16 protein-coding genes are annotated in these 18,204 nt (G+C 50.3%); 10 read left to right on the forward strand and 6 right to left on the reverse strand.

Translation table 11 applies throughout. The features are described from left to right. Positions 1 to 30 precede the first annotated feature (30 nt). Positions 31 to 2,247 carry an exonuclease domain-containing protein gene (locus CWE07_RS09530; RefSeq protein ID WP_111569664.1) on the forward strand — a complete coding sequence of 739 codons (2,217 nt, stop codon included), beginning with the start codon at positions 31 to 33 and terminating at the stop codon, positions 2,245 to 2,247. Positions 2,248 to 2,251: 4 nt separating this feature from the next. On the opposite strand, the gene CWE07_RS14590 is transcribed toward CWE07_RS09530, so the two are convergent. The 4 genes from CWE07_RS14590 to CWE07_RS09545 all read right to left on the reverse strand — a co-directional run bounded on the left by CWE07_RS14590 (position 2,252) and on the right by CWE07_RS09545 (position 6,253). Then, complete coding sequence (locus CWE07_RS14590; protein ID WP_275541014.1) at positions 2,252 to 2,383, reverse strand: hypothetical protein; 132 nt, start codon at positions 2,381 to 2,383, stop codon at positions 2,252 to 2,254. Positions 2,384 to 2,592: 209 nt separating this feature from the next. Beyond that, positions 2,593 to 2,991, reverse strand: a complete 399-nt coding sequence (locus tag CWE07_RS09535) for a YdbL family probable chaperone protein (protein ID WP_241974116.1) — start codon at positions 2,989 to 2,991, stop codon at positions 2,593 to 2,595. Between the two features lie 10 nt (positions 2,992 to 3,001). After that, on the reverse strand, positions 3,002 to 3,205 hold the full coding sequence (locus CWE07_RS09540; RefSeq protein WP_111569663.1) for a YnbE family lipoprotein: 204 nt from the start codon (positions 3,203 to 3,205) through the stop codon (positions 3,002 to 3,004). A gap of 45 nt (positions 3,206 to 3,250) precedes the next feature. Then, the gene (locus CWE07_RS09545) at positions 3,251 to 6,253 is read right to left on the reverse strand and encodes an intermembrane phospholipid transport YdbH family protein (RefSeq protein WP_157983260.1); all 3,003 of its coding nucleotides are present in this window, start codon (positions 6,251 to 6,253) and stop codon (positions 3,251 to 3,253) included. A 63-nt stretch (positions 6,254 to 6,316) separates the two neighbouring features. Here CWE07_RS09545 and CWE07_RS09550 point away from each other — a divergent pair, with 63 nt between their 5' ends. The 9 genes from CWE07_RS09550 (at position 6,317) to CWE07_RS09590 (ending at position 15,821) form a co-directional block, all read left to right on the forward strand. After that, positions 6,317 to 8,209, forward strand: coding sequence for a hypothetical protein (locus tag CWE07_RS09550; RefSeq protein ID WP_126818999.1), 1,893 nt, complete (start codon positions 6,317 to 6,319; stop codon positions 8,207 to 8,209). Between the two features lie 124 nt (positions 8,210 to 8,333). Then, positions 8,334 to 9,524, forward strand: a complete 1,191-nt coding sequence (locus tag CWE07_RS09555; RefSeq protein WP_111569660.1) for an aromatic amino acid transport family protein — start codon at positions 8,334 to 8,336, stop codon at positions 9,522 to 9,524. 148 nt (positions 9,525 to 9,672) lie between these two features. Further along, a complete protein-coding gene (gene sufB, locus CWE07_RS09560) occupies positions 9,673 to 11,109 on the forward strand; it encodes a Fe-S cluster assembly protein SufB (protein ID WP_111569659.1) in 1,437 nt (478 codons plus the stop codon). 2 nt (positions 11,110 to 11,111) lie between these two features. Then, positions 11,112 to 11,870 (forward strand): Fe-S cluster assembly ATPase SufC, encoded by a 759-nt coding sequence (gene sufC, locus CWE07_RS09565; RefSeq protein ID WP_111569658.1) that lies wholly within the window; start codon positions 11,112 to 11,114, stop codon positions 11,868 to 11,870. After that, positions 11,867 to 13,144, forward strand: a complete 1,278-nt coding sequence (gene sufD, locus CWE07_RS09570) for a Fe-S cluster assembly protein SufD (RefSeq protein ID WP_111569657.1) — start codon at positions 11,867 to 11,869, stop codon at positions 13,142 to 13,144. The genes sufC and sufD overlap by 4 nt, the downstream gene beginning before the upstream one ends. After that, positions 13,141 to 14,379 (forward strand): aminotransferase class V-fold PLP-dependent enzyme, encoded by a 1,239-nt coding sequence (locus CWE07_RS09575; RefSeq protein ID WP_111569656.1) that lies wholly within the window; start codon positions 13,141 to 13,143, stop codon positions 14,377 to 14,379. The genes sufD and CWE07_RS09575 overlap by 4 nt, the downstream gene beginning before the upstream one ends. A 14-nt stretch (positions 14,380 to 14,393) precedes the next feature. Continuing rightward, a complete protein-coding gene (locus CWE07_RS09580; protein WP_111569655.1) occupies positions 14,394 to 14,759 on the forward strand; it encodes a HesB/IscA family protein in 366 nt (121 codons plus the stop codon). An 81-nt stretch (positions 14,760 to 14,840) separates the two neighbouring features. After that, positions 14,841 to 15,371, forward strand: coding sequence for a putative Fe-S cluster assembly protein SufT (sufT, locus tag CWE07_RS09585; protein ID WP_111569728.1), 531 nt, complete (start codon positions 14,841 to 14,843; stop codon positions 15,369 to 15,371). Positions 15,372 to 15,398: 27 nt separating this feature from the next. After that, positions 15,399 to 15,821 (forward strand): SufE family protein, encoded by a 423-nt coding sequence (locus CWE07_RS09590; RefSeq protein ID WP_111569654.1) that lies wholly within the window; start codon positions 15,399 to 15,401, stop codon positions 15,819 to 15,821. Here CWE07_RS09590 and iscR read toward each other — a convergent pair. Both iscR and CWE07_RS09600 read right to left on the reverse strand, forming a co-directional pair. Then, complete coding sequence (iscR, locus tag CWE07_RS09595; protein WP_111569653.1) at positions 15,818 to 16,276, reverse strand: Fe-S cluster assembly transcriptional regulator IscR; 459 nt, start codon at positions 16,274 to 16,276, stop codon at positions 15,818 to 15,820. The genes CWE07_RS09590 and iscR overlap by 4 nt on opposite strands. A gap of 583 nt (positions 16,277 to 16,859) precedes the next feature. Next, positions 16,860 to 18,182, reverse strand: coding sequence for an amidohydrolase (locus CWE07_RS09600; protein ID WP_111569652.1), 1,323 nt, complete (start codon positions 18,180 to 18,182; stop codon positions 16,860 to 16,862). Positions 18,183 to 18,204: the final 22 nt, after the last annotated feature.

Here is an 18,204-nt window from a genome sequence, read left to right on the forward strand (position 1 = left end):
TAGGCCGGAGTTAACGCGGTAGGAGTGGCCATGAAAGCGCTAAAAACGCTGCCAGAGAAGTATTATCTAGACCATTTTAACGAATTTCTCGCGTATATTGAGGGCCCTTGTGCACATTTGCTGGCAGCCCCTGAGCGCGCATTTGTGGACGACTTTCGCGCTCTCAACGAAGCCGCGCAGTGTTTGTTGGTCAGGTTATACAACCGTAAATCGGATTGGGTGGCACGCGACGCCTTGGTGTACGCCGAAATTAACGATATTCCGGCACAACTGGCAGTGCTGGCTCAGTGTCATTGGCTGCAGCCATTTGCCAGTGAAGACATTCAGATTTGGCTAGCAGATATTACCAAGCAACAATTACAACAGCTATACCAGCATTATCAGCGTGTGGCGGCTGACGGCGTTGATACCTGTCATGGCGACTCAAGTACTTTAGCCAAGCCGCCAACGAAGTCAGCAGCTAAAGCGGGTTGGCTCAGCTATTTGCAAACCCTGACAGCAACCGACTCCGAGCCAGCTTTAGCATGGGCTAATCAACACTTCGTGCGTCAAGGGCGCAGTCAAGTATTACGCTATTTGCTGTTTTTATATTTTGGCCGTACTCAGGGGCGCCTGAATCAGTTGTCGATGCGCGATTTAGGCATCATGCGCACGCGTCGCTTGGCGCACGAGGCGCAAGCACGCTTTGCATCTGCTGACGAGGCTTTCAGTGCGTTTGAATGGAAGCATCAAAGTGACGCACTGAAGCAAACGATGGATGCGGGTTTACTTGCGTTTGCGCAGCAGTTGCCGACTACATCGGTTGGGGTTGCGGCGCAAGCCACTGCCTCACGCTTATATGCACGTTTGGGAAAACGTATGCTGGATAGCGAATTGTCAGTTCATCCCCAAGCCCTGGCACTTAGTTTTTTAGCCCGCTCAAATGAGCCTGAAGCAGTAGAAAAAAGCATTCGTGTGCGTTATGCGGCGGGCGAACATGAGGCAGTGCGCGAGCAATTAGAAGATATCATTGATAACCCTGACAGTGAAACCTTATGGGTGTTTGCCAGCGACTTCTACGCGCGCAAGTTCGGACGTAAACGCACCAGTGTGTTGACTGACATGTTACGTGATAGTGCGCCTGTGATAGCCCTCGACGAAGCTTTTCTAGGTAACGTCGAGACGGGTGTAAAGCAGTATTATCAAAGCCAGGGAATCGAAGCTTTCAAAACAGAGAATCGAATATGGCGGGCACTATTTGGTTTGGTGTTTTGGCATGAGCTGTTTGTGAATCCTAAAGCAGGTTTGGCCACCGAATTTGACCGTCTACCTGCAGTGCTAAAGAGCAATCAATTTTTTTCCCACATGCAGGCTGAAATAGAAGCGCGCCTGCAACAGTTTGATAGTAGCCATACGTTGCGTGTGTGGTTACTTAAAGTCAGCAGCCAATACTACGGCCAAGGCAATGGCGTATTCCGTTGGCACCCTAAGATGCTGGAAATTCTGGATATCTTATTAACCCACGTGAGTGTATCGCAATTGCAGCAGATATTGCTCGCAATGGCGAAAGACTACCATGCATTAAGTGACGGCTACCCGGATTTAATGGTGCTTGAAAGTGGCCAACTAAGGTTCGAGGAAATCAAGGCGCCTGGTGACAGCTTACGTCGCAACCAGTTGATTAGTCTGCAAATGCTAAACCGGGCAGGGTTGAATGTGGCAGTGCGTCGGGTTGAATGGGCGTTCAACCCTGAACAGGCTTATGTGGTGGTAGACGTGGAAACCACGGGCGGTAATTCGGCTGGCAACCGAATGACTGAAATCGGCATGGTGAAAGTGGTTAATGCGAAAGTGGTTGCGAGCTGGCAAAGCTTGATAAACCCGCAGCGCGCTATTCCCCGACACATTACTCAGTTAACCGGGATTAGCCAAGCTATGGTGGCAGACGCACCGATTTTTAGTGAGGTGGTGGATGAAATCAGTGATTTCCTAAAAGGCGCCGTATTTGTCGCTCATAATGTTAATTTCGATTATGGTTTCTTTAAGCGTGAGTACGAACTATGCGGCCGCTATATTCGCTTACCAAAACTATGTACGGTGAAGCTGGCACGACAGCATTTTACAGGGCTAGCGTCCTATTCGTTAGGCCGGCTTTGTGCTGACTTAGATATTCAATTAGCCCGTCACCACCGCGCGTTGGACGACGCCCGGGCTGCTGCCGAGATTCTAATTCGCATCCAGCGTCAAGGGCTAAGGCCGGGCTCTTAACGGTTTAAGCCGTGCCAAATACCGCTTGTGCGTCTTGCATAAACAGCACCAAAGCCACCACCGTTAGCAGGGCATAAACAACATTACTCATGGAAAGTAATTTAGAGCGCTGTGGGCTATTTCTAAATGACTTCATGACAGGCTCCTTACATCGTTAATTGAGGTTAATTGATTTAATAGGTTACGTAAGAAGTATAGAAAAAGTGGGCCAAAGATCATGCTCAGATCGCGAATTAACTGCTATGTGATTGAGTCTACTTTTAAAAAAGTTGGATAAAAAAAGCCGCTTTGAGTTTGCACCCAAAAGCGGCTGATTGTTAATTTTGCTGCGTGGGCTCGTTGCGCCTAGCGCTTAACCACCCATTCGTCGTCGAGTTCAATATATTGACCTGCTGGCGTGCGCTCAATAGCGCGTTTACCCGCCATGGCCTCCACATCCGATACCGCGATATTGTTTTGCTCCGCAATGCGTGTGTACTCTGAGCGGCGTGCTTGATTAATCAAATCGGCGATTGCTCGTGCCTGTCCGCGTGCGTTAACAACACCGAGGTAGCCATTTTGGCGCTCGCCTACTAAGCCTTGCTCTTTGGCCGCAGACAACTCAGCCATCGCTTCTTGCAAGCTCATTTGCTGCGCGTTGGCGGGGCTACTTATACTGGCGGTAAGCATCAGCGCTAACATACACGTCAATGCAACCATCAGGCGGCGTATCGTTTGGGTGTTATCAAGGGTTAAAGTATGCATGGTTTACTCCTTAAAATAATCCACTCGAGCCGCTAAAAATCTGGTCCAATTCCTGCGCCACCCGAATATAAATTTCATGTTCAATCTTAACATTTAAATTAATATGAATCGGTTCACTAGGTGCAGCCACTTGCACCGTTGGGGTACAAGCTGTTACCCCAGCAGCAAATAGGCTGGTTAAGCCTGCCGCAATGAGTATTCGATGCTTCGTCATACAATATCTCCTTGGTTCCTATGGCTTCGACCATACGCTAACGCTTTAGTTGCGCAGACGCTGGATCAAACGTTGCTGTACACGTTCCTGAATAATTTCATTGAGCTGGTTAACTAGTTGCAAGCTAGCGAGCAAAGCAGGCAGGTCCTCTTCAAGAGTTACCTCCAGACGCACCGGGCGTCCGTGCTCAAGTGCTGGGTTATTACCTTGAATCAGTAGAGCGAGCAACAAGGTGCCGTCCTCGGCATAGGTCACGTCACCTTGTAGCTCAGAGTAATGGAAGTCGTCAAGGGCTCGCATGACAATATCCATGGCCATATTGCTTTGCGCCATTTGGCGCGCACGTTCTGAACGGTACTGTAACTGCCCCCCAGGCGGCAAGGCGTTAATACGGCCTTGCTCGACAAACACACCTTGTGGTGACCAGCGTACGGGAATAGCGCCAGATAATAGCCCACTACCTTGAATATCTGTGGCCGGGTACTCCGCTAACAGGCGAGCAATATCGAGTTGGTTGAGTTCGATGAAAAAAGTATGTGCGGGTTCACTCAGTACATAACGCTGTGGCCGCAGCGACAGCACGCCATTGAGCATCGCAATTTGGTTTTGGCCAATTTCAACCTGTCCTAGCAGCGGGTCATTGAGCGTACCTTGGTAGCTTGCTTTTAGCTCACCGGGCCCTAAGGTCAGGCCAGCTTCAACACGCTGCACACTCGCTTGTACGAGCTCGGCCATCAGCGCCTCATCTATGACATTGATATCTAGCTGCGAACGTAAACCAGTGAATGCAATCGTGTCGTACACGCCTGATACGTCAACCATATCGAGTTGACCACGCAGGTTCAAAGTTGGCGCTTCTTGGCTGCCATAATACCGCAGCTGCCCCTCGGCACGGGTGCGGCCACGTTCTAGTTGCAGCAATTCAGGCCAGTTTGGCAGGGTGGCGGCAATCGGGTTGCCAGCGAGCCAAAATATATCGCTGAGTTGCCAATCGACCTCAACGTCTGCGCCATCGCTTTGTAGTTGGTGACGCAAAATTAAGCCAGGCCCATTGGTGATACGACCTGTACTGCGAAAATCAGGGCTTGCAGCTAAGGGCGTTGCGGCTATATCAGCCAACCAACGCCAGCTTACCGGGCGCAGTAGCGGGCTATCAACGCGTGGTGTTGAGACATCAATTTGGCTACTAAACTGCAGGCTAGGGAGGTCATTAAGGTTGCCGTGCAGGCGCCATTGTCCAAGCTCAACTAATACATTCGGTACAGATGCTTCCATAGGTTGAGTGACAGCGGTGGCACCAAGTTGCAATATCGCAGGTGTTTCTGCATCGATCGCTAAGCTGTTGTTGGCATCGAGGGTGAATGTGAATGGTACGCGCACGTCGATATCTTCGGTGGCTACGGCATCAATTTGCCAATTGGCCTGACGTAAGCGTAATTCACTGCGCTCACTGGCGATGCTAAATGGTTGCTGGCTCACGATCATGTCACTGAAAATATTAACTTGCGTGGTGCCACTCCCTTCAACGCGCAGTTGCATCGCTATCGGGCTGGTTGGGTCGGCCTGATAATCGGATATATCTATCTGATAGGCGAGTGCGCCAAGGTCGGCGTTCCACGCCGCTAAACTTGCATTCAGTGGGGTTAGGTCGGCGACGCCACGGACACTTGCATCGACAGTTTCAAGTGCGCCTGCATTGAGTTCGACCTGCCCAGATGCACCTAAACTCAACGCGCCAACATCGACTAAACTTGGGCGGTGTGCACTGGCTAGATTAAAATCAATGACGCCGTTCATCGCAGCAGCTTGCTCAAGCTGATTGCTTTGCCAGGGTAGATTGAGATCAAAATTCACATCCAGTGCCACCGGTCCTTGCCAATAGGCCAGCAACAGGCTGGGCGTGGCCATCACTTGTTCACTGGTTAAATGGCTACTATCGACCTGTTGGTGCACACCTGCGCTGAACTTCTCACCAAGCCTGCGCAGCATAAATTCACTGACTTCCACATCACCCTCGCCGTCAAGCTGCATCGTCGGGTTGTCAGCTTGGGGCTGAGCGCGCCCACGTGCAGTGAGGTTTAAACTGAGCTGACGCTCAATCGCTACTTGCAAGGATGTGTCGGCGTCCACTTGGCCGAGCCACTCACCCAAGGTGTCACTGCGGGTTGCCGAGCGCGCCGTCACTTCATATTCCGCGTCGACACGGTGATGAATATACTCGCTGACAGGTTGGGTGAGCGTGTCAATCTCAGCCAGCCACGGGCGCAAATGTGGCACTAACCACTGCGCGGTTGGCTCGTAAAACAACGACCCTTGGGCATGCACACTGCGATCGCGATTCAACTGCTGTTCTGCGGTTAAATTGAATGACATCGGGCTTTGGATTTCAAGTAATAGCCGGGGCAACTGATTTTCTACCGTATACGCAACTCGGAGCGTGAGTTGCTCAAGCTGATCAAACTGCGTATGGGGGCTCAATTGCATCGTCAACTGCGTGTACTGTGGGTCGTCAGCACTTAGCAAGCGTTGTTTGTTTTCGCTATGAAAGGCGAGTTGCCCCGTATATTGGCAGCCACCGTCACAGGGGAGACTGAGATGGAAGGCGTCAATGTCTACCCGATGTGGTAAATCCCGGGGCAGGTGCCAACTGCGTGGCAATGCTAACTGCTGCCAATCAAACCCTGGGGCGTCAGACTCAGCGGCTTGTGGCCAATCCGTCAATGCGACGTCGAGCACATCCGCTTCGATAATTTGAACTTCAGGCCGAAACCCTTGCCACTGCCAGGTAATAAACAAGTCTTGTGCGTTCACATGGGCACGCCAGTCAACCTCTTGCACGGATGGCTGCTCAGACGCTGAATGGGTGCCCAGGTAAACGACGTTAATATGCGCCAGGCGCACGTGCTTATAGCCGATACTACTAATTTTGTAGTCCAACTGTTCTATTGGCAACCCAGCTAAGGTACGCTGCAAATACCACCAAGCACCGCCTATGGCAGTGCCGAGAACGGCTATAATGATGAGGATAACGATTAGGATTCGACGCATGCAACTAAGCATAATCTGGTTACTCAAAAGCGCCAATGCCGTGCGCATAAAAAGTTGTTAAAGATGAATTCACTAGCACTGCGACCATGGTTTCAAACGGGGCTTAGCTGGGGGCTATGCGGGCTATGGCTGTGTCTATTGGCTTATGTACCCCTTGCAAAGCTTGGTGGCTTCGGGTTTGCCTTCGTTTGGATGCTGAGCAGTGCGCTCATTTACGTGCACTTAAGCCGCTTGTTGCTGTTACGCCGGCGCGCTTTGATTCAGTATGTGTTCAGCCCTGACAGCCCTGTCGCCCGGCTACTGTGGCGCAGTATTGTATCGCAATTGGGTGCTGCCATACTTGCAGTGATACTGGCTTTAGGCAGTCTAATTGCAGCTGCGCAACTGGCGCCATGGGAGTGGGCATTGCTTGGTGCGAGCGTGCTCACGCTCAGCGGATGGCAATGGGTGTGGCAGCAACTTCTGAGCGCGCATATTCAGCCTGTCTATCGGCGCCACGTGATACTGCGGGTTGCCGCGTGGTGCAACCTAGGCTTATTGAGTATGGGGCTACTAGCGGGCTATTTTTGGTGGGTAGAAGTGCCTGCTACCCAGCATTTAACTTGGCTTGAAGTGGTGCAAGCTCAGAGCCAAACTCAAGATTTTGCAACGCCAGATGAATCGGGCTTCGCGCTGATTGACGCTGTGCTCCAAGCCAGTCAGGGTCTACAGGCGCTAGTTTGGCACTTAATTCAGTGGCTGAGTCAGTCCACACCGTGGTGGTTAAGTGGCAGTATTTTTATCCTGCTCGTATTGGGTGTCATGCTGCAGGTTGCACTGATTTGGCTGGTGTTGCTGGGTATTCATAGTTTGCTTATCCGTGTAATGCAGGCTGCGCATACGACAGGGAGTGAAAAAAATGCACAGCAACTTGGCCTGGCTCGGGCGCATGTCCTGATTGGGGTCACGGTGGCTGGGTTAGCCTTACTGTTGTGGGGTTATTTTGAGCGTCAAATGCAGACCTTGCCAGAGCGTAACATCGCGGTGTCGCAGACAACGCCAGAAGACCCATGCTCGCCCGCTGCATTACAACGCAGCCAAGCTTTATTTGGACAAGCGGCGCCACAATTAAGTGCCGAGCAGTCAGCAGCAGCGATGGCTGCCATTCAACCTATAGTGGCAACCCATCTAGACCGCGCATTTAGCGCCGGTGAGCAGGGCATTGATGCATTTTTGGATTGGAATTTCTCGTTGGCGGGGCAGTACACACAGTTGGTGTTTGTTGCCCAAGCTCAGCTTAGTGATGAGAGTTTCGAAACCTTACTGCAGAGCAAATTAAGCGAATTTACCCAAACCCAATTAGCCCCAGCGTTGCGCCAAGCTGAGCGGCAATTAGCAACTGACATTCAGCACGTATTAGTTACCCAAGCGCAACAATATCAAGCTCAAACCCAAGCGCTGTTACCGCAAACCCAAGCGATGTGCTTTGATTGGTCTGACCTTCAATTTGACAGCCAAGCGTTAGTACGTAAATCAGCAGTCGGCGCGGGCGTGGTACCTGGGTTGGCGTTAGCGGCGCGAGGTTTAGCGCCTGCCAGCGCAATTGGCGTGCGAGCAGGCACGCGGCGTGTTCTGGCAATGTTAAGTGGGCGCATGGTCGTGCGTTCTGGCGCGACTGCGACTGCGACCACTGCAGGCACCGTGTGCGGACCTTTATGTATGATGGTTTTAGGTGGCGCGACTTGGCTCGGAACCGATTTGGTGCTGAATTATGCCGATGAAAAGCTAAATCGTGACAGTTTACGTGAGCCATTAGTGGATGCCTTAGCGCAACAACGTTTGGAATTAGAGCTGCAACTGCTGGCGGACGCGGAGCGCTGGGTGCATCTATTTTTCTATGAAATGGAGCAAGCACAGCAACAACGCTTCAATATGTCGCGCGAGTTGTTGCACGAATCTGACACGCCAAGACGCTAAAATACTTTCCCTTTCGGTTAAAGTTCGCTAGCCTGCAAAACCAAAAGATAGCGAACAAGCGCTAATAGCGCTGTATCAGCTAAGACATAACCAATAACAACAATAACAAAAGGATACCGGGGTTTTGAATCATCGTAACCGAATTATCGGCAGTATCTTCATTTTAGCGGGCACCACCATTGGTGCGGGTATGCTGGCATTACCACTGACCTCCGCGGGCTTAGGCTTTCCTGTCTCGGTGGCTATCATGGTGGTCATTTGGGCCCTAATGGCGTACACCGGGATGCTGATGCTTGAGCTGCATCAGCATGTGCCAGTGACTGCGACACTACACGGTTTAGCCGAAGAGTTTTTAGGCTGGAAAGGGCGTTTAGCCGCCACCGTCGCGATGCTGTTTTTATTGTACGCCTTATGCGCGGCTTACATCGCTGGCGGCGGCGCATTGATGCAGCAGCGTGTTATTGGGCACTTGCCCGCAGCGCCTGAATTCAGTGGCGTGCTGGTGTTTACTCTAATTATTGGCCTGATTGTGTCGCTGGGCACCAGCAAAGTCGACATCATCAACCGCATTTTATTTGTCCTCAAGTTAATTGTCCTGTTGGTCACTATGGTGATGCTGACCCCTGAAGTGGCCGGCTCAAGGTTATTGGACATGCCGCTAGAGCAGGGGCTTCTGGTCGCCGCACTGCCGGTTATCTTTACTTCATTTGGCTTTCACAGCTGTATTCCGTCGCTGGTGCGTTACCTTAATAAAGATATGGCCGCACTGAAGAAAATTGTGATGATAGGTTCAAGCTTACCCTTGGTGGTGTATATCATCTGGCAAGCCCTTGCATTCGGTGCTGTCGGCCAAGCGGACTTGATGCAAAACAGCAATTTACCGCAATTTGTTAATTCGATTGCGGCGGTGATGCAATCGGACTGGGTCGAGGCAGCGATTTATTTGTTTGCGGACCTTGCTTTGGCGACGTCATTTTTGGGTGTCAGTTTAGGGTTGTTCGATTTCCTCGCGGAGAAATTTAAACGTCCGAACAACAAGCGCGGGCGCACTCAAACGGGCTTAATTACCTTTATCCCACCGCTAATTTTCGCGCTGTTTTATCCTCAAGGTTTCATTATGGCGTTGGGGTATGCGGCTATCGCCCTAGTGATTATTGCAATCGTGTTGCCGGTGTTGATGGTACAAAAGGTACGCCGCGACTATCCTCAAGCCAACTTTCAAGCGGTTGGCGGAACTCCCGCGCTGTATATTGCATTGGTACTTGGGGTATTGATTATTGTCGCCCAATTAGCCGTTGCATTTAATCTGGTGTAGTCGCAGGCTCACCAGCGACAGTGGCGCGGGCTGAATGGTTGGTCTGGATGTGACCGCCTGAGCCCGCGCCACGGCTTCAATACTTGAGTGAAATACTCGGGTACTATATAATCAGGGGCATTTATAAAGTCACCTGAGTGAGTATGTCATGAGTGAACAAATCGAGCAGGCGATATCGCGTAAGTACGATGCCGGTTTCGTTTCAGAGATAGAGTCCGATACCTTTGAAGCAGGGTTAGACGAATCTGTAATCCGCCGTATTTCCGCCATGAAGAATGAACCTGAATGGATGCTGGAATGGCGCTTAAAGGCTTACCGCACCTGGCTGAAAATGGAAGAGCCAGAGTGGGCCCACGTTGACTATCCGAAAATCGATTATCAAGCGATTTCTTATTATTCTGCCCCGAAAAGCATGAAGGACAAGCCTAAGTCGTTAGACGAGGTGGACCCTGAGTTACTGCGTACCTATGAAAAATTAGGTATTCCACTGCACGAGCAGGAAATGTTGGCGGGCGTAGCCGTTGACGCGGTATTTGACTCGGTGTCAGTCGTCACCACCTTCCGTGAGAAGCTGGAAGAAGCGGGGGTCATTTTTTGCCCTATTTCTGAGGCAATTCAAAAGTATCCAGAGCTGGTCAAAAAATATATTGGTTCGGTGGTACCGCGTGGAGATAACTATTTTGCGGCGCTCAATAGCGCGGTATTTACCGACGGCTCGTTTGTCTACATTCCTAAGGGCACCCGTTGCCCGATGGAGCTTTCTACCTATTTCCGCATCAATGAGCTCAATACCGGCCAGTTTGAGCGCACTTTGATTGTGGCTGAGGAAGGCTCGTATGTCAGTTACCTGGAAGGATGTACTGCACCGCAACGTGACGAGAACCAGCTACATGCTGCCGTGGTTGAATTGGTGGCTATGGACGACGCTGAAATTAAGTATTCAACGGTGCAAAACTGGTACCCAGGCGATGAAAACGGTAAAGGTGGTATCTATAACTTCGTCACTAAGCGTGGCATCGCTGAGACCAACGCCAAGATTTCCTGGACCCAGGTTGAAACAGGCTCTGCGGTGACGTGGAAGTACCCAAGCTGTATTTTGAAAGGCGACAACAGTGTCGGAGAATTCTACTCGGTGGCGTTGACTCGTGGGCGTCAGCAAGCTGATACCGGTACTAAGATGATCCACATCGGTAAAAATACCAAGTCGACGATCATTTCTAAAGGTATTTCAGCGGGGCATAGCAGCAACGCGTACCGTGGTCTAGTGCGTATGGGCCCAAATGCCGATGGGGCGCGTAACTTTACGGAGTGTGACTCGCTGCTGATTGGCGATAAATGCGCCGCACACACTTTTCCATATATTGAAAGTCGCAATCCAAGTGCGATTGTCGAGCATGAAGCGACAACGTCCAAGGTCAGCGACGACCAATTATTTTTATGTCGGCAACGCGGCTTAGACCCAGAAAAAGCGGTCTCAATGATAGTGAATGGCTTCTGCAAAGAAGTATTTAAAGAATTGCCAATGGAATTCGCCGTCGAAGCGGGCAAATTACTCGAAATTAGTCTTGAAGGTTCAGTGGGGTAACAATGTTAACAATTAAAGATTTACGCGCCAGTGTTGAAGGCAAAGAGATTTTGAAAGGACTGAACCTGGATATCAAGCCTGGCGAAGTACATGCCATTATGGGCCCAAATGGTGCCGGTAAAAGTACTTTAGGTTATGTGTTATCCGGCCGTGACGGCTATGAAGTGTCGGGCGGTCAGGTTGAGCTGAACGGCGAAAATGTTTTAGAGATGGAAGTGGAAGAACGCGCCCAAGCCGGCTTATTTTTAGCGTTCCAGTACCCAGTTGAAATTCCAGGCGTGAGCAACATGGAATTTATGAAAGAGTCAGTCAACGCGGTACGTAAAGAGCGTGGTGAAGAGTCGTTGAGTGCTGCCGAGTTTTTGAAAAAAGCGAAAGAAGCGTGTAAGCAAGTTAACTTGCCGCTTGATTTCTTAAAGCGCGGAGTTAACGAGGGCTTTTCGGGCGGTGAAAAAAAGCGTAACGAGATTATGCAGATGATCTTGCTTGAACCATCAATTTGTATTCTTGATGAGTCTGACTCGGGCCTGGATGTTGACGCACTGCAGGTTGTTGCCAATGGTGTAAATAGCCAGCGTGATGGCAAACGTAGCTTTATCGTAGTCACCCATTATCAGCGCCTGTTGGACTACATTGAGCCTGATTTTGTACACATTCTTGCCGACGGAAAAATTGTTAAAAGTGGCGATGCGTCGTTGGCGAAAGAAGTTGAGAAGACTGGATACGCTTGGTTAAGCAAAGCCGAGGAGGCTGGTGCATGAGTCAGTGGTTAAACGGTGTTATTGAGCGTGCTCAAGGCGTTGACGATTGGTTAAGCCCAATTCGTCAGCAAGCATTGGCGCAGCTGAGTCAACAATCGTGGCCTGGCCGTCGCACAGAGGCTTGGCGATACACGTCACTGCACCCAATCGCCGATGCGCAATGGGCGCAGAGTGAGCCTGCAGACGCAGCAGTCAGCACTGAACAGCGTCAAGCACTCAGTATCGAAGGTTTGGAAACTATCGACATTTGGTTTGTAGACGGTCAGCTACAGACGGATATCAGCCAAATCACCTTGCCGTCAGGGTTGACGATGCAAAGCTTTGCGCAGGCAGATGACCAGGCGCGGGCTGCTGCAGCGCAGGTATTTACCCAAGTCAAACCGCCCAAGCATTTGTTCGGCTTGGTCAATGACGTATTGGCTAACAATGGGGTCATTATCGATGTGGCTGCGGATGCGGCTGTGAATACGCCAGTGCGTATCATCAACCTGTGTAGTGACGGCGTAGAGTCCCATAACCGCGTGCTGGTGCGCTTAGGTGAGCGTGCTCAAGCGTGTGTGATTGAACACGGTGCGGGCGACGGCGCGAGCTTGAACACGGCGTACGCAGAATATCAGTTAGGTCGTGATGCCAAGTTAGAACACTACCGCTTTGCGTTGCACGCGAAACAGGCGATTCATGTGGGTGGTTGCCACTTCAATATGGGTGAATCATCGCGTTTGAATAGCACCTTAGTGGGCTACGGCAGTCAGTTGTCGCGTATCGACGTGGACATTCAGCACACTGAACAACATGCCTTTGCGAAGTTCAATAATATTTATTTGTTAGCTGAAGGCGAGCATTTTGACTTGCACAGCAGCATTGAGCATATAGTGCCAAATGGCACCACTGAAGAAAATGCACGCGGGATTGTTGGCGACAACGCCAAAGCGGTGTTTAACGGCCGTATTCATATCCATCGCGATGCGCAAAAGACCTTGGCAGAGCTGAATAACCGCAACTTGCTATTATCTCGTCGCGGCCAAATTAATACCAAGCCTGAACTCGAAATCTATGCGGACGACGTTCAATGTGCCCACGGCGCAACGGTCGCAGAAATTGACGACGAAGCGTTGTATTACATGCTAAGTCGTGGCATTGAGCGTTCACAAGCGTTAGTGATGCTGAACTTTGGCTTTATTCAGGAGCTTGTTGATCAAATGCCAAATGCGGCGCTGCGTGAATGGTTACAACCTAAATTGCAACAGCGCTTTGCGGGGATGGAAGTGGCATGAGCGACGCGCTAAAGACGTTTGACGTTGCCAGTATTCGCCAGCAGTTTCCGATTTTGGCACGTACGTTAGATGGCAACCCGTTAGTCTATTTGGACAACGCGGCCACCACGCAAAAGCCCCAAGCGGTGATTGACGCTTTAGTGGATTTTTACACCCAGTGTAATTCGAACGTGCATCGCGGTGCGCATCAGCTGTCTGACGAAGCGACCCGTCGCTATGAACAGTCGCGCGCCACCGTTGCTAAGTTTATTCATGCAAGCGCGGTTGAAGAAGTTATCTGGACCAGCGGCACCACCGAAGGCATCAATATCGTCGCCAAGGGTATGGCGCAGCGCTTACAGGCTTGTGATGAAGTGATGGTGACGCAAATGGAGCACCACGCTAATTTAGTCACCTGGCAACAAGCATGTAAAATGTCGGGCGCCATCTTAAAAGTAGTTCCGATTGACGAGCAGGGTAACCTGGACTTGGCTGCATTCGAGCAGCTGCTCAGTTCACGCACGCGTATGCTGGCGTTGCCGCATGTGTCTAATGCCTTGGGTACAATTAACCCAATTAAAATGCTGACCGCCAAAGTGAAAGCGGTCGCACCGCAAGCGCTGGTATTGATAGATGGTGCGCAAGGTGTGGCGCATGGGCGGGTGGATGTGCAAGATATCGGCGCCGACTTTTATGTGTTTTCTGGACACAAGTTGTTTGGCCCAACCGGAATTGGCGTACTTTGGGGACGCCGTCAGGTGCTCGAGGACTGGCCTGTATGGTTGACGGGTGGCGAAATGATTGCCACAGTCACATACGAAGACGCAACCTGGGGCAAGTTACCGAATCGTCTCGAAGCAGGCACGCCAAATATTGCCGGTGCAATCGGGTTAGCTGCGGCGATTGATTGGTTTAGCCAGCTTGATATGGACGCAGTCGCTGGCCATGAACAAGCCCTGTTACAACGTGCCCTGGAATTGGCCCAACAAGTACCAGGCATGCGGGTTGTCGGTAACGCAGAGAATAAAATTGGTATTTTGAGCTTTGTAATAGAAGGTGCGCACCCAGCTGATATCGGCTTTTTACTGGATCGCCAAGGTATCGCAATTCGTACCGGTGATCATTGTGCTCAGCCTTTGATGGCGCGCTTACATGTGCCCGGTACTGCACGCGCATCGTTTAGCATTTATAATACCTTGGACGAAGTGGAAGCCTTATTTAAGGGGCTACACAAAGCGTCCATGATGCTTGCTTAAGCAAGGAGGTAATCATGTCTGTTGAAACTTTTACGCCGACTGTGCAAGTGGTCACTATGACAGCACCAGCGCAGCGTTATTTTGCCGCTAAATTGGCGGAGCGCCCAGGCCAAATTATTCGGTTTTCTACCAAACTGAGTGGCTGCACTGGGTTTGCATATGTGCTGGATTACGCTGACCAAGCGCAAGATAACGATATCGTCGTTGCAATCAGCAACGATATTACGTTAGCGGTTGATAAAGCGTCATTGCAGGCGTTACGCCACACTGAAATTGATTACGTCAAAGAGGGCATTAACGGTATCGTTAAGTTTAACAACCCGAATGTACTCGACGAATGCGGTTGCGGTGAAAGCTTTAACGTGAAATCTGCAGTGTAAGCGTGCGGGTGTACGCCCGCACGCACGACCCATACTAGCCATACTTAAGCCCGCAAAGCACAGAGCGAAGTTTACATGTCAATGCAAAAAATGGTGAACACCACGCGCGAGGTCAAAGCCCGGCGCGTGCCCACCGGTGAAGTTAAAATTATCCCTAAACATGAATTCGTCAATATTACCCAAGATCTCGGTGGTAATTACACCGTGACCTGGCAAGGTAATATGTTACGTATTGATGGCACAGACGCGGATGCTATTGGGCGTAAGCCGACGACCTTAGACTTTGCAACGCCGAGTGACGGTCAAATAGACGAGCAGCAAGTTTGGACTGCCCTAGAAAGTGTCTATGACCCTGAAATACCGATTAACTTAGTCTCGTTAGGGCTGATTTATGCGGTAAACATTGACCAAGCAGAACAACAAGTGCTGATTAAAATGACCTTAACCGCGCCAGGCTGCGGCATGGGTCCTGTGCTTGTGGGTGATGTTGAATACCGCGTGGGTATGGTGCCAAATGTTGCTGCGGTGAAGGTTGAACTGGTGTTTGACCCACCTTGGTCACGTGACATGATGAGTGAAGAAGCACAGCTTGAAGCCGGTGTATTTTTCTAAACTAACGAATATCCAAAGGAATTATGCATGGCGCTGCCAACGACGACTGACATTGTTGAAGATTTAGAGTTTTTAGACGACTGGGAACAGCGTTATCAGTATATTATTGATTTAGGCAAACAGTTGCCAAGCTTAGAGCCTGAGCTGAAACGTGATGAGTTTAAAGTGCGCGGCTGTCAAAGCAGTGTATGGCTGATTTCCGAGACATTGGCGGATAAACGCATGCATTTTCGGGTCGATAGCGATGCGGTCATCGTGCAGGGCCTGTTGGCGTTAGTTCTGGCAGCTTATGACAACAAAACCGCGTCTGAGATTACTAGCTTTGACATCGACGAGTATTTTACTCAACTTGATTTAGAGCGCCATATATCACCAACACGGGGGAATGGCTTACGCGCTATCGTAGCCACCATCCAACAACAGGCACAGCAGCAATTAGCAGCCAGTTAGGTCACTTTAAGTTTAATCAGTTGCTGGGACTGGCGACTTGCCACTAACTTGATATCCCCCTTAGCCATAAGCTCGCCAAGGGTTATATTGTCGAGAAAGTTACTGATACGGTCGCTTAAGTCAGACCACAGACTATGGGTCAAGCAACGCTCGCCTTGCTGGCAGTTGGATTGTCCCTGACAACGGGTCGCATCGACCGACTCATCGACCGCGCGAATAATCTCACCAATATTGATATCATGGGGCTGACGCCCGAGACGGTAACCACCACCAGGTCCACGCACGCTGTCGACTAATTCATGGCGACGTAGGCGTGAAAATAGTTGCTCGAGGTAGGACAACGAAATCTCTTGCCGTTCAGAAATATCAGCCAAGGGCACAGGACCTTTATTCGCGTGAATAGCCACATCCAGCATCGCGGTGACCGCGTAACGGCCTTTAGAGGTCAAACGCATCGAAGATTCCTAATAACTGACATGAATGATGCTAAATCATCGCATACTTGAGTAAATCACTCAAGTATTGAGTCAAACTGAAATTGGATAAAAAAACCCCAGACTGGGTTGGGCAGTCTGGGGTATGGATTGCCCGTATGGGCTTCGCCTTTCACTCCACTATACTATGGGGTTTGTAACCAGCCTCGCCAAGCTAGTTAAACGGTTAATCGTCGTAAAAAACCTGCCATTGGTCTAACTCATTTAAGCATGAGTATATGTATGGAAAATTTTCAACTGATAAACGCCCATGTATTTCAAACCCCTTTATTATAGGGGAATTAATCGAATGTCGGTAAAAAGTTCGAATGAGTTCTAATAATCTGAATGAAGAATAAACTAAGTCTAACAACAGGCAGGAATGGCGTTCAAAGGTCATTAAAACATCATTCAGGTGTCGCAAAAGTGTCATCTTAAAAGCCTATTATAAGCCCCGTTGTAGCAGCAGGTTACAACGCGAACTTAATCATCACTTCCCTGGATGTTAAGATTTATCCGGTAAGCAGTTAGTCTGCTTACCGATTTTTTTTATCTGCTTTTCGGGTTAAGACGCATCACTCGAATAGTCGCCCGAGTAATCAACCACCCAGTTGATAAATAGCTCCACGCCTGTTTTCAATGCATCTTCATCCGCATAAAAGTAGGGCGAATGGTTGCTTGGCGCATCAGCTAAGTCTTGGTCAGGCGGAGTAATGCCAAGAAATACGAACATGCCTGGCACTTCATTAGCGAAAAATGAAAAGTCCTCTGCACCCGTCACCAATTCATTTTCAAAAACCTTGTCTTGGCCTGCAACCCGATAGGTTGTGGGTAACATACGCTCGACAAGGTCGGCGTCATTTGAAGTGACTGGGTAACCTTCGTGAATATGCACTTCCGCCCGGGCGCCACTTGCACGCGCTGTGTATTCAGCGGTGGTGGTCAGTTTTTCAAAGATTTGAGCACGGATACCCATGTCAAAGTTTCGAATCGTACCTTCTAAATAGACTTCATCGGGAATGATATTGTTGCGCACGCCCCCTTCAATTTTGCCAAAACTCACCACCGCGGGGGCCTTAGTAATATCAACCTGACGGCTGACAATGGTTTGTACGTTATTGATAATTTGGCTACTGGCTACGATGGGGTCGACACCGCCCCAAGGCCGCGAACCATGGGTTTGTTCGCCTTTCACGAAAATTTCAAAGCGGTCGGATGAAGCCATTAATGGACCTTTGCGATAACCGATATGGCCGGTGTGTCCCGCCGACCAAACATGAATACCGAGCACCGCATCGGGCTTCTCAGCATCAAAAATACCTTCGGCTAACATCAGCTCAGCGCCACCTTCTTCACCGGGTGGGGCACCTTCTTCAGCCGGTTGAAAGATAAACATCACGTTGCCATGTAGTTGGTCTTGAATACTCGTTAAGTATTCAGCCGCGCCCATTAACATGGCCACGTGCAAGTCGTGTCCACAGGCGTGCATGACACCGACCTGCTGGCCACGGTATTCCCCCACAGCAGTGGAGGCAAAAGGCACGTCGGTACGCTCAGTGACTGGCAAAGCGTCCATGTCGGCACGCAGTGCAATCGTTGGCCCAGGTTGGCCACCACGAAGCATGGCGACCACACCGGTGTGCGCAATCTCGGTCTGTACTTCAAGTCCAAGCTCGCTAAGATGTTCAGCAACTAAAGCCGCCGTTCTATACTCGCGGTTACTCAACTCAGGGTGCTGATGGATATCGCGGCGCCATTCAATCACACGTTGCTCGAGTTCTGCTGAAATACGATGAGGGTCTGCGGCACTAGCGGCTGCGCTAAAGCCTAAGCTCATCATTGCGCTGGCTAAGATAGTGACGGTATAGCGGCGGGGCTTGCTTAACATAATGCACCTCTAATTATGGTTG

It is taken from the genome of Aliidiomarina maris (assembly GCF_003987335.1).
Lineage (GTDB): Bacteria > Pseudomonadota > Gammaproteobacteria > Enterobacterales > Alteromonadaceae > Aliidiomarina > Aliidiomarina maris.

Bases quoted from the DNA above. Each gene is read 5' to 3' on its own strand.
- CWE07_RS14590 (WP_275541014.1), bottom strand. From the start codon at position 2,383: ATGAAGTCATTTAGAAATAGCCCACAGCGCTCTAAATTACTTTCCATG.
- CWE07_RS09545 (WP_157983260.1), bottom strand. From the start codon at position 6,253: ATGCGTCGAATCCTAATCGTTATCCTCATCATTATAGCCGTTCTCGGC.
- CWE07_RS09535 (WP_241974116.1), bottom strand. From the start codon at position 2,991: ATGCATACTTTAACCCTTGATAACACCCAAACGATACGCCGCCTGATG.
- sufB (WP_111569659.1), top strand. From the start codon at position 9,673: ATGAGTGAACAAATCGAGCAGGCGATATCGCGTAAGTACGATGCCGGT.
- iscR (WP_111569653.1), bottom strand. From the start codon at position 16,276: ATGCGTTTGACCTCTAAAGGCCGTTACGCGGTCACCGCGATGCTGGAT.
- CWE07_RS09590 (WP_111569654.1), top strand. From the start codon at position 15,399: ATGGCGCTGCCAACGACGACTGACATTGTTGAAGATTTAGAGTTTTTA.
- sufT (WP_111569728.1), top strand. From the start codon at position 14,841: ATGCAAAAAATGGTGAACACCACGCGCGAGGTCAAAGCCCGGCGCGTG.
- CWE07_RS09580 (WP_111569655.1), top strand. From the start codon at position 14,394: ATGTCTGTTGAAACTTTTACGCCGACTGTGCAAGTGGTCACTATGACA.
- CWE07_RS09550 (WP_126818999.1), top strand. From the start codon at position 6,317: ATGAATTCACTAGCACTGCGACCATGGTTTCAAACGGGGCTTAGCTGG.
- CWE07_RS09600 (WP_111569652.1), bottom strand. From the start codon at position 18,182: ATGTTAAGCAAGCCCCGCCGCTATACCGTCACTATCTTAGCCAGCGCA.
- CWE07_RS09540 (WP_111569663.1), bottom strand. From the start codon at position 3,205: ATGACGAAGCATCGAATACTCATTGCGGCAGGCTTAACCAGCCTATTT.
- sufD (WP_111569657.1), top strand. From the start codon at position 11,867: ATGAGTCAGTGGTTAAACGGTGTTATTGAGCGTGCTCAAGGCGTTGAC.
- sufC (WP_111569658.1), top strand. From the start codon at position 11,112: ATGTTAACAATTAAAGATTTACGCGCCAGTGTTGAAGGCAAAGAGATT.
- CWE07_RS09530 (WP_111569664.1), top strand. From the start codon at position 31: ATGAAAGCGCTAAAAACGCTGCCAGAGAAGTATTATCTAGACCATTTT.
- CWE07_RS09575 (WP_111569656.1), top strand. From the start codon at position 13,141: ATGAGCGACGCGCTAAAGACGTTTGACGTTGCCAGTATTCGCCAGCAG.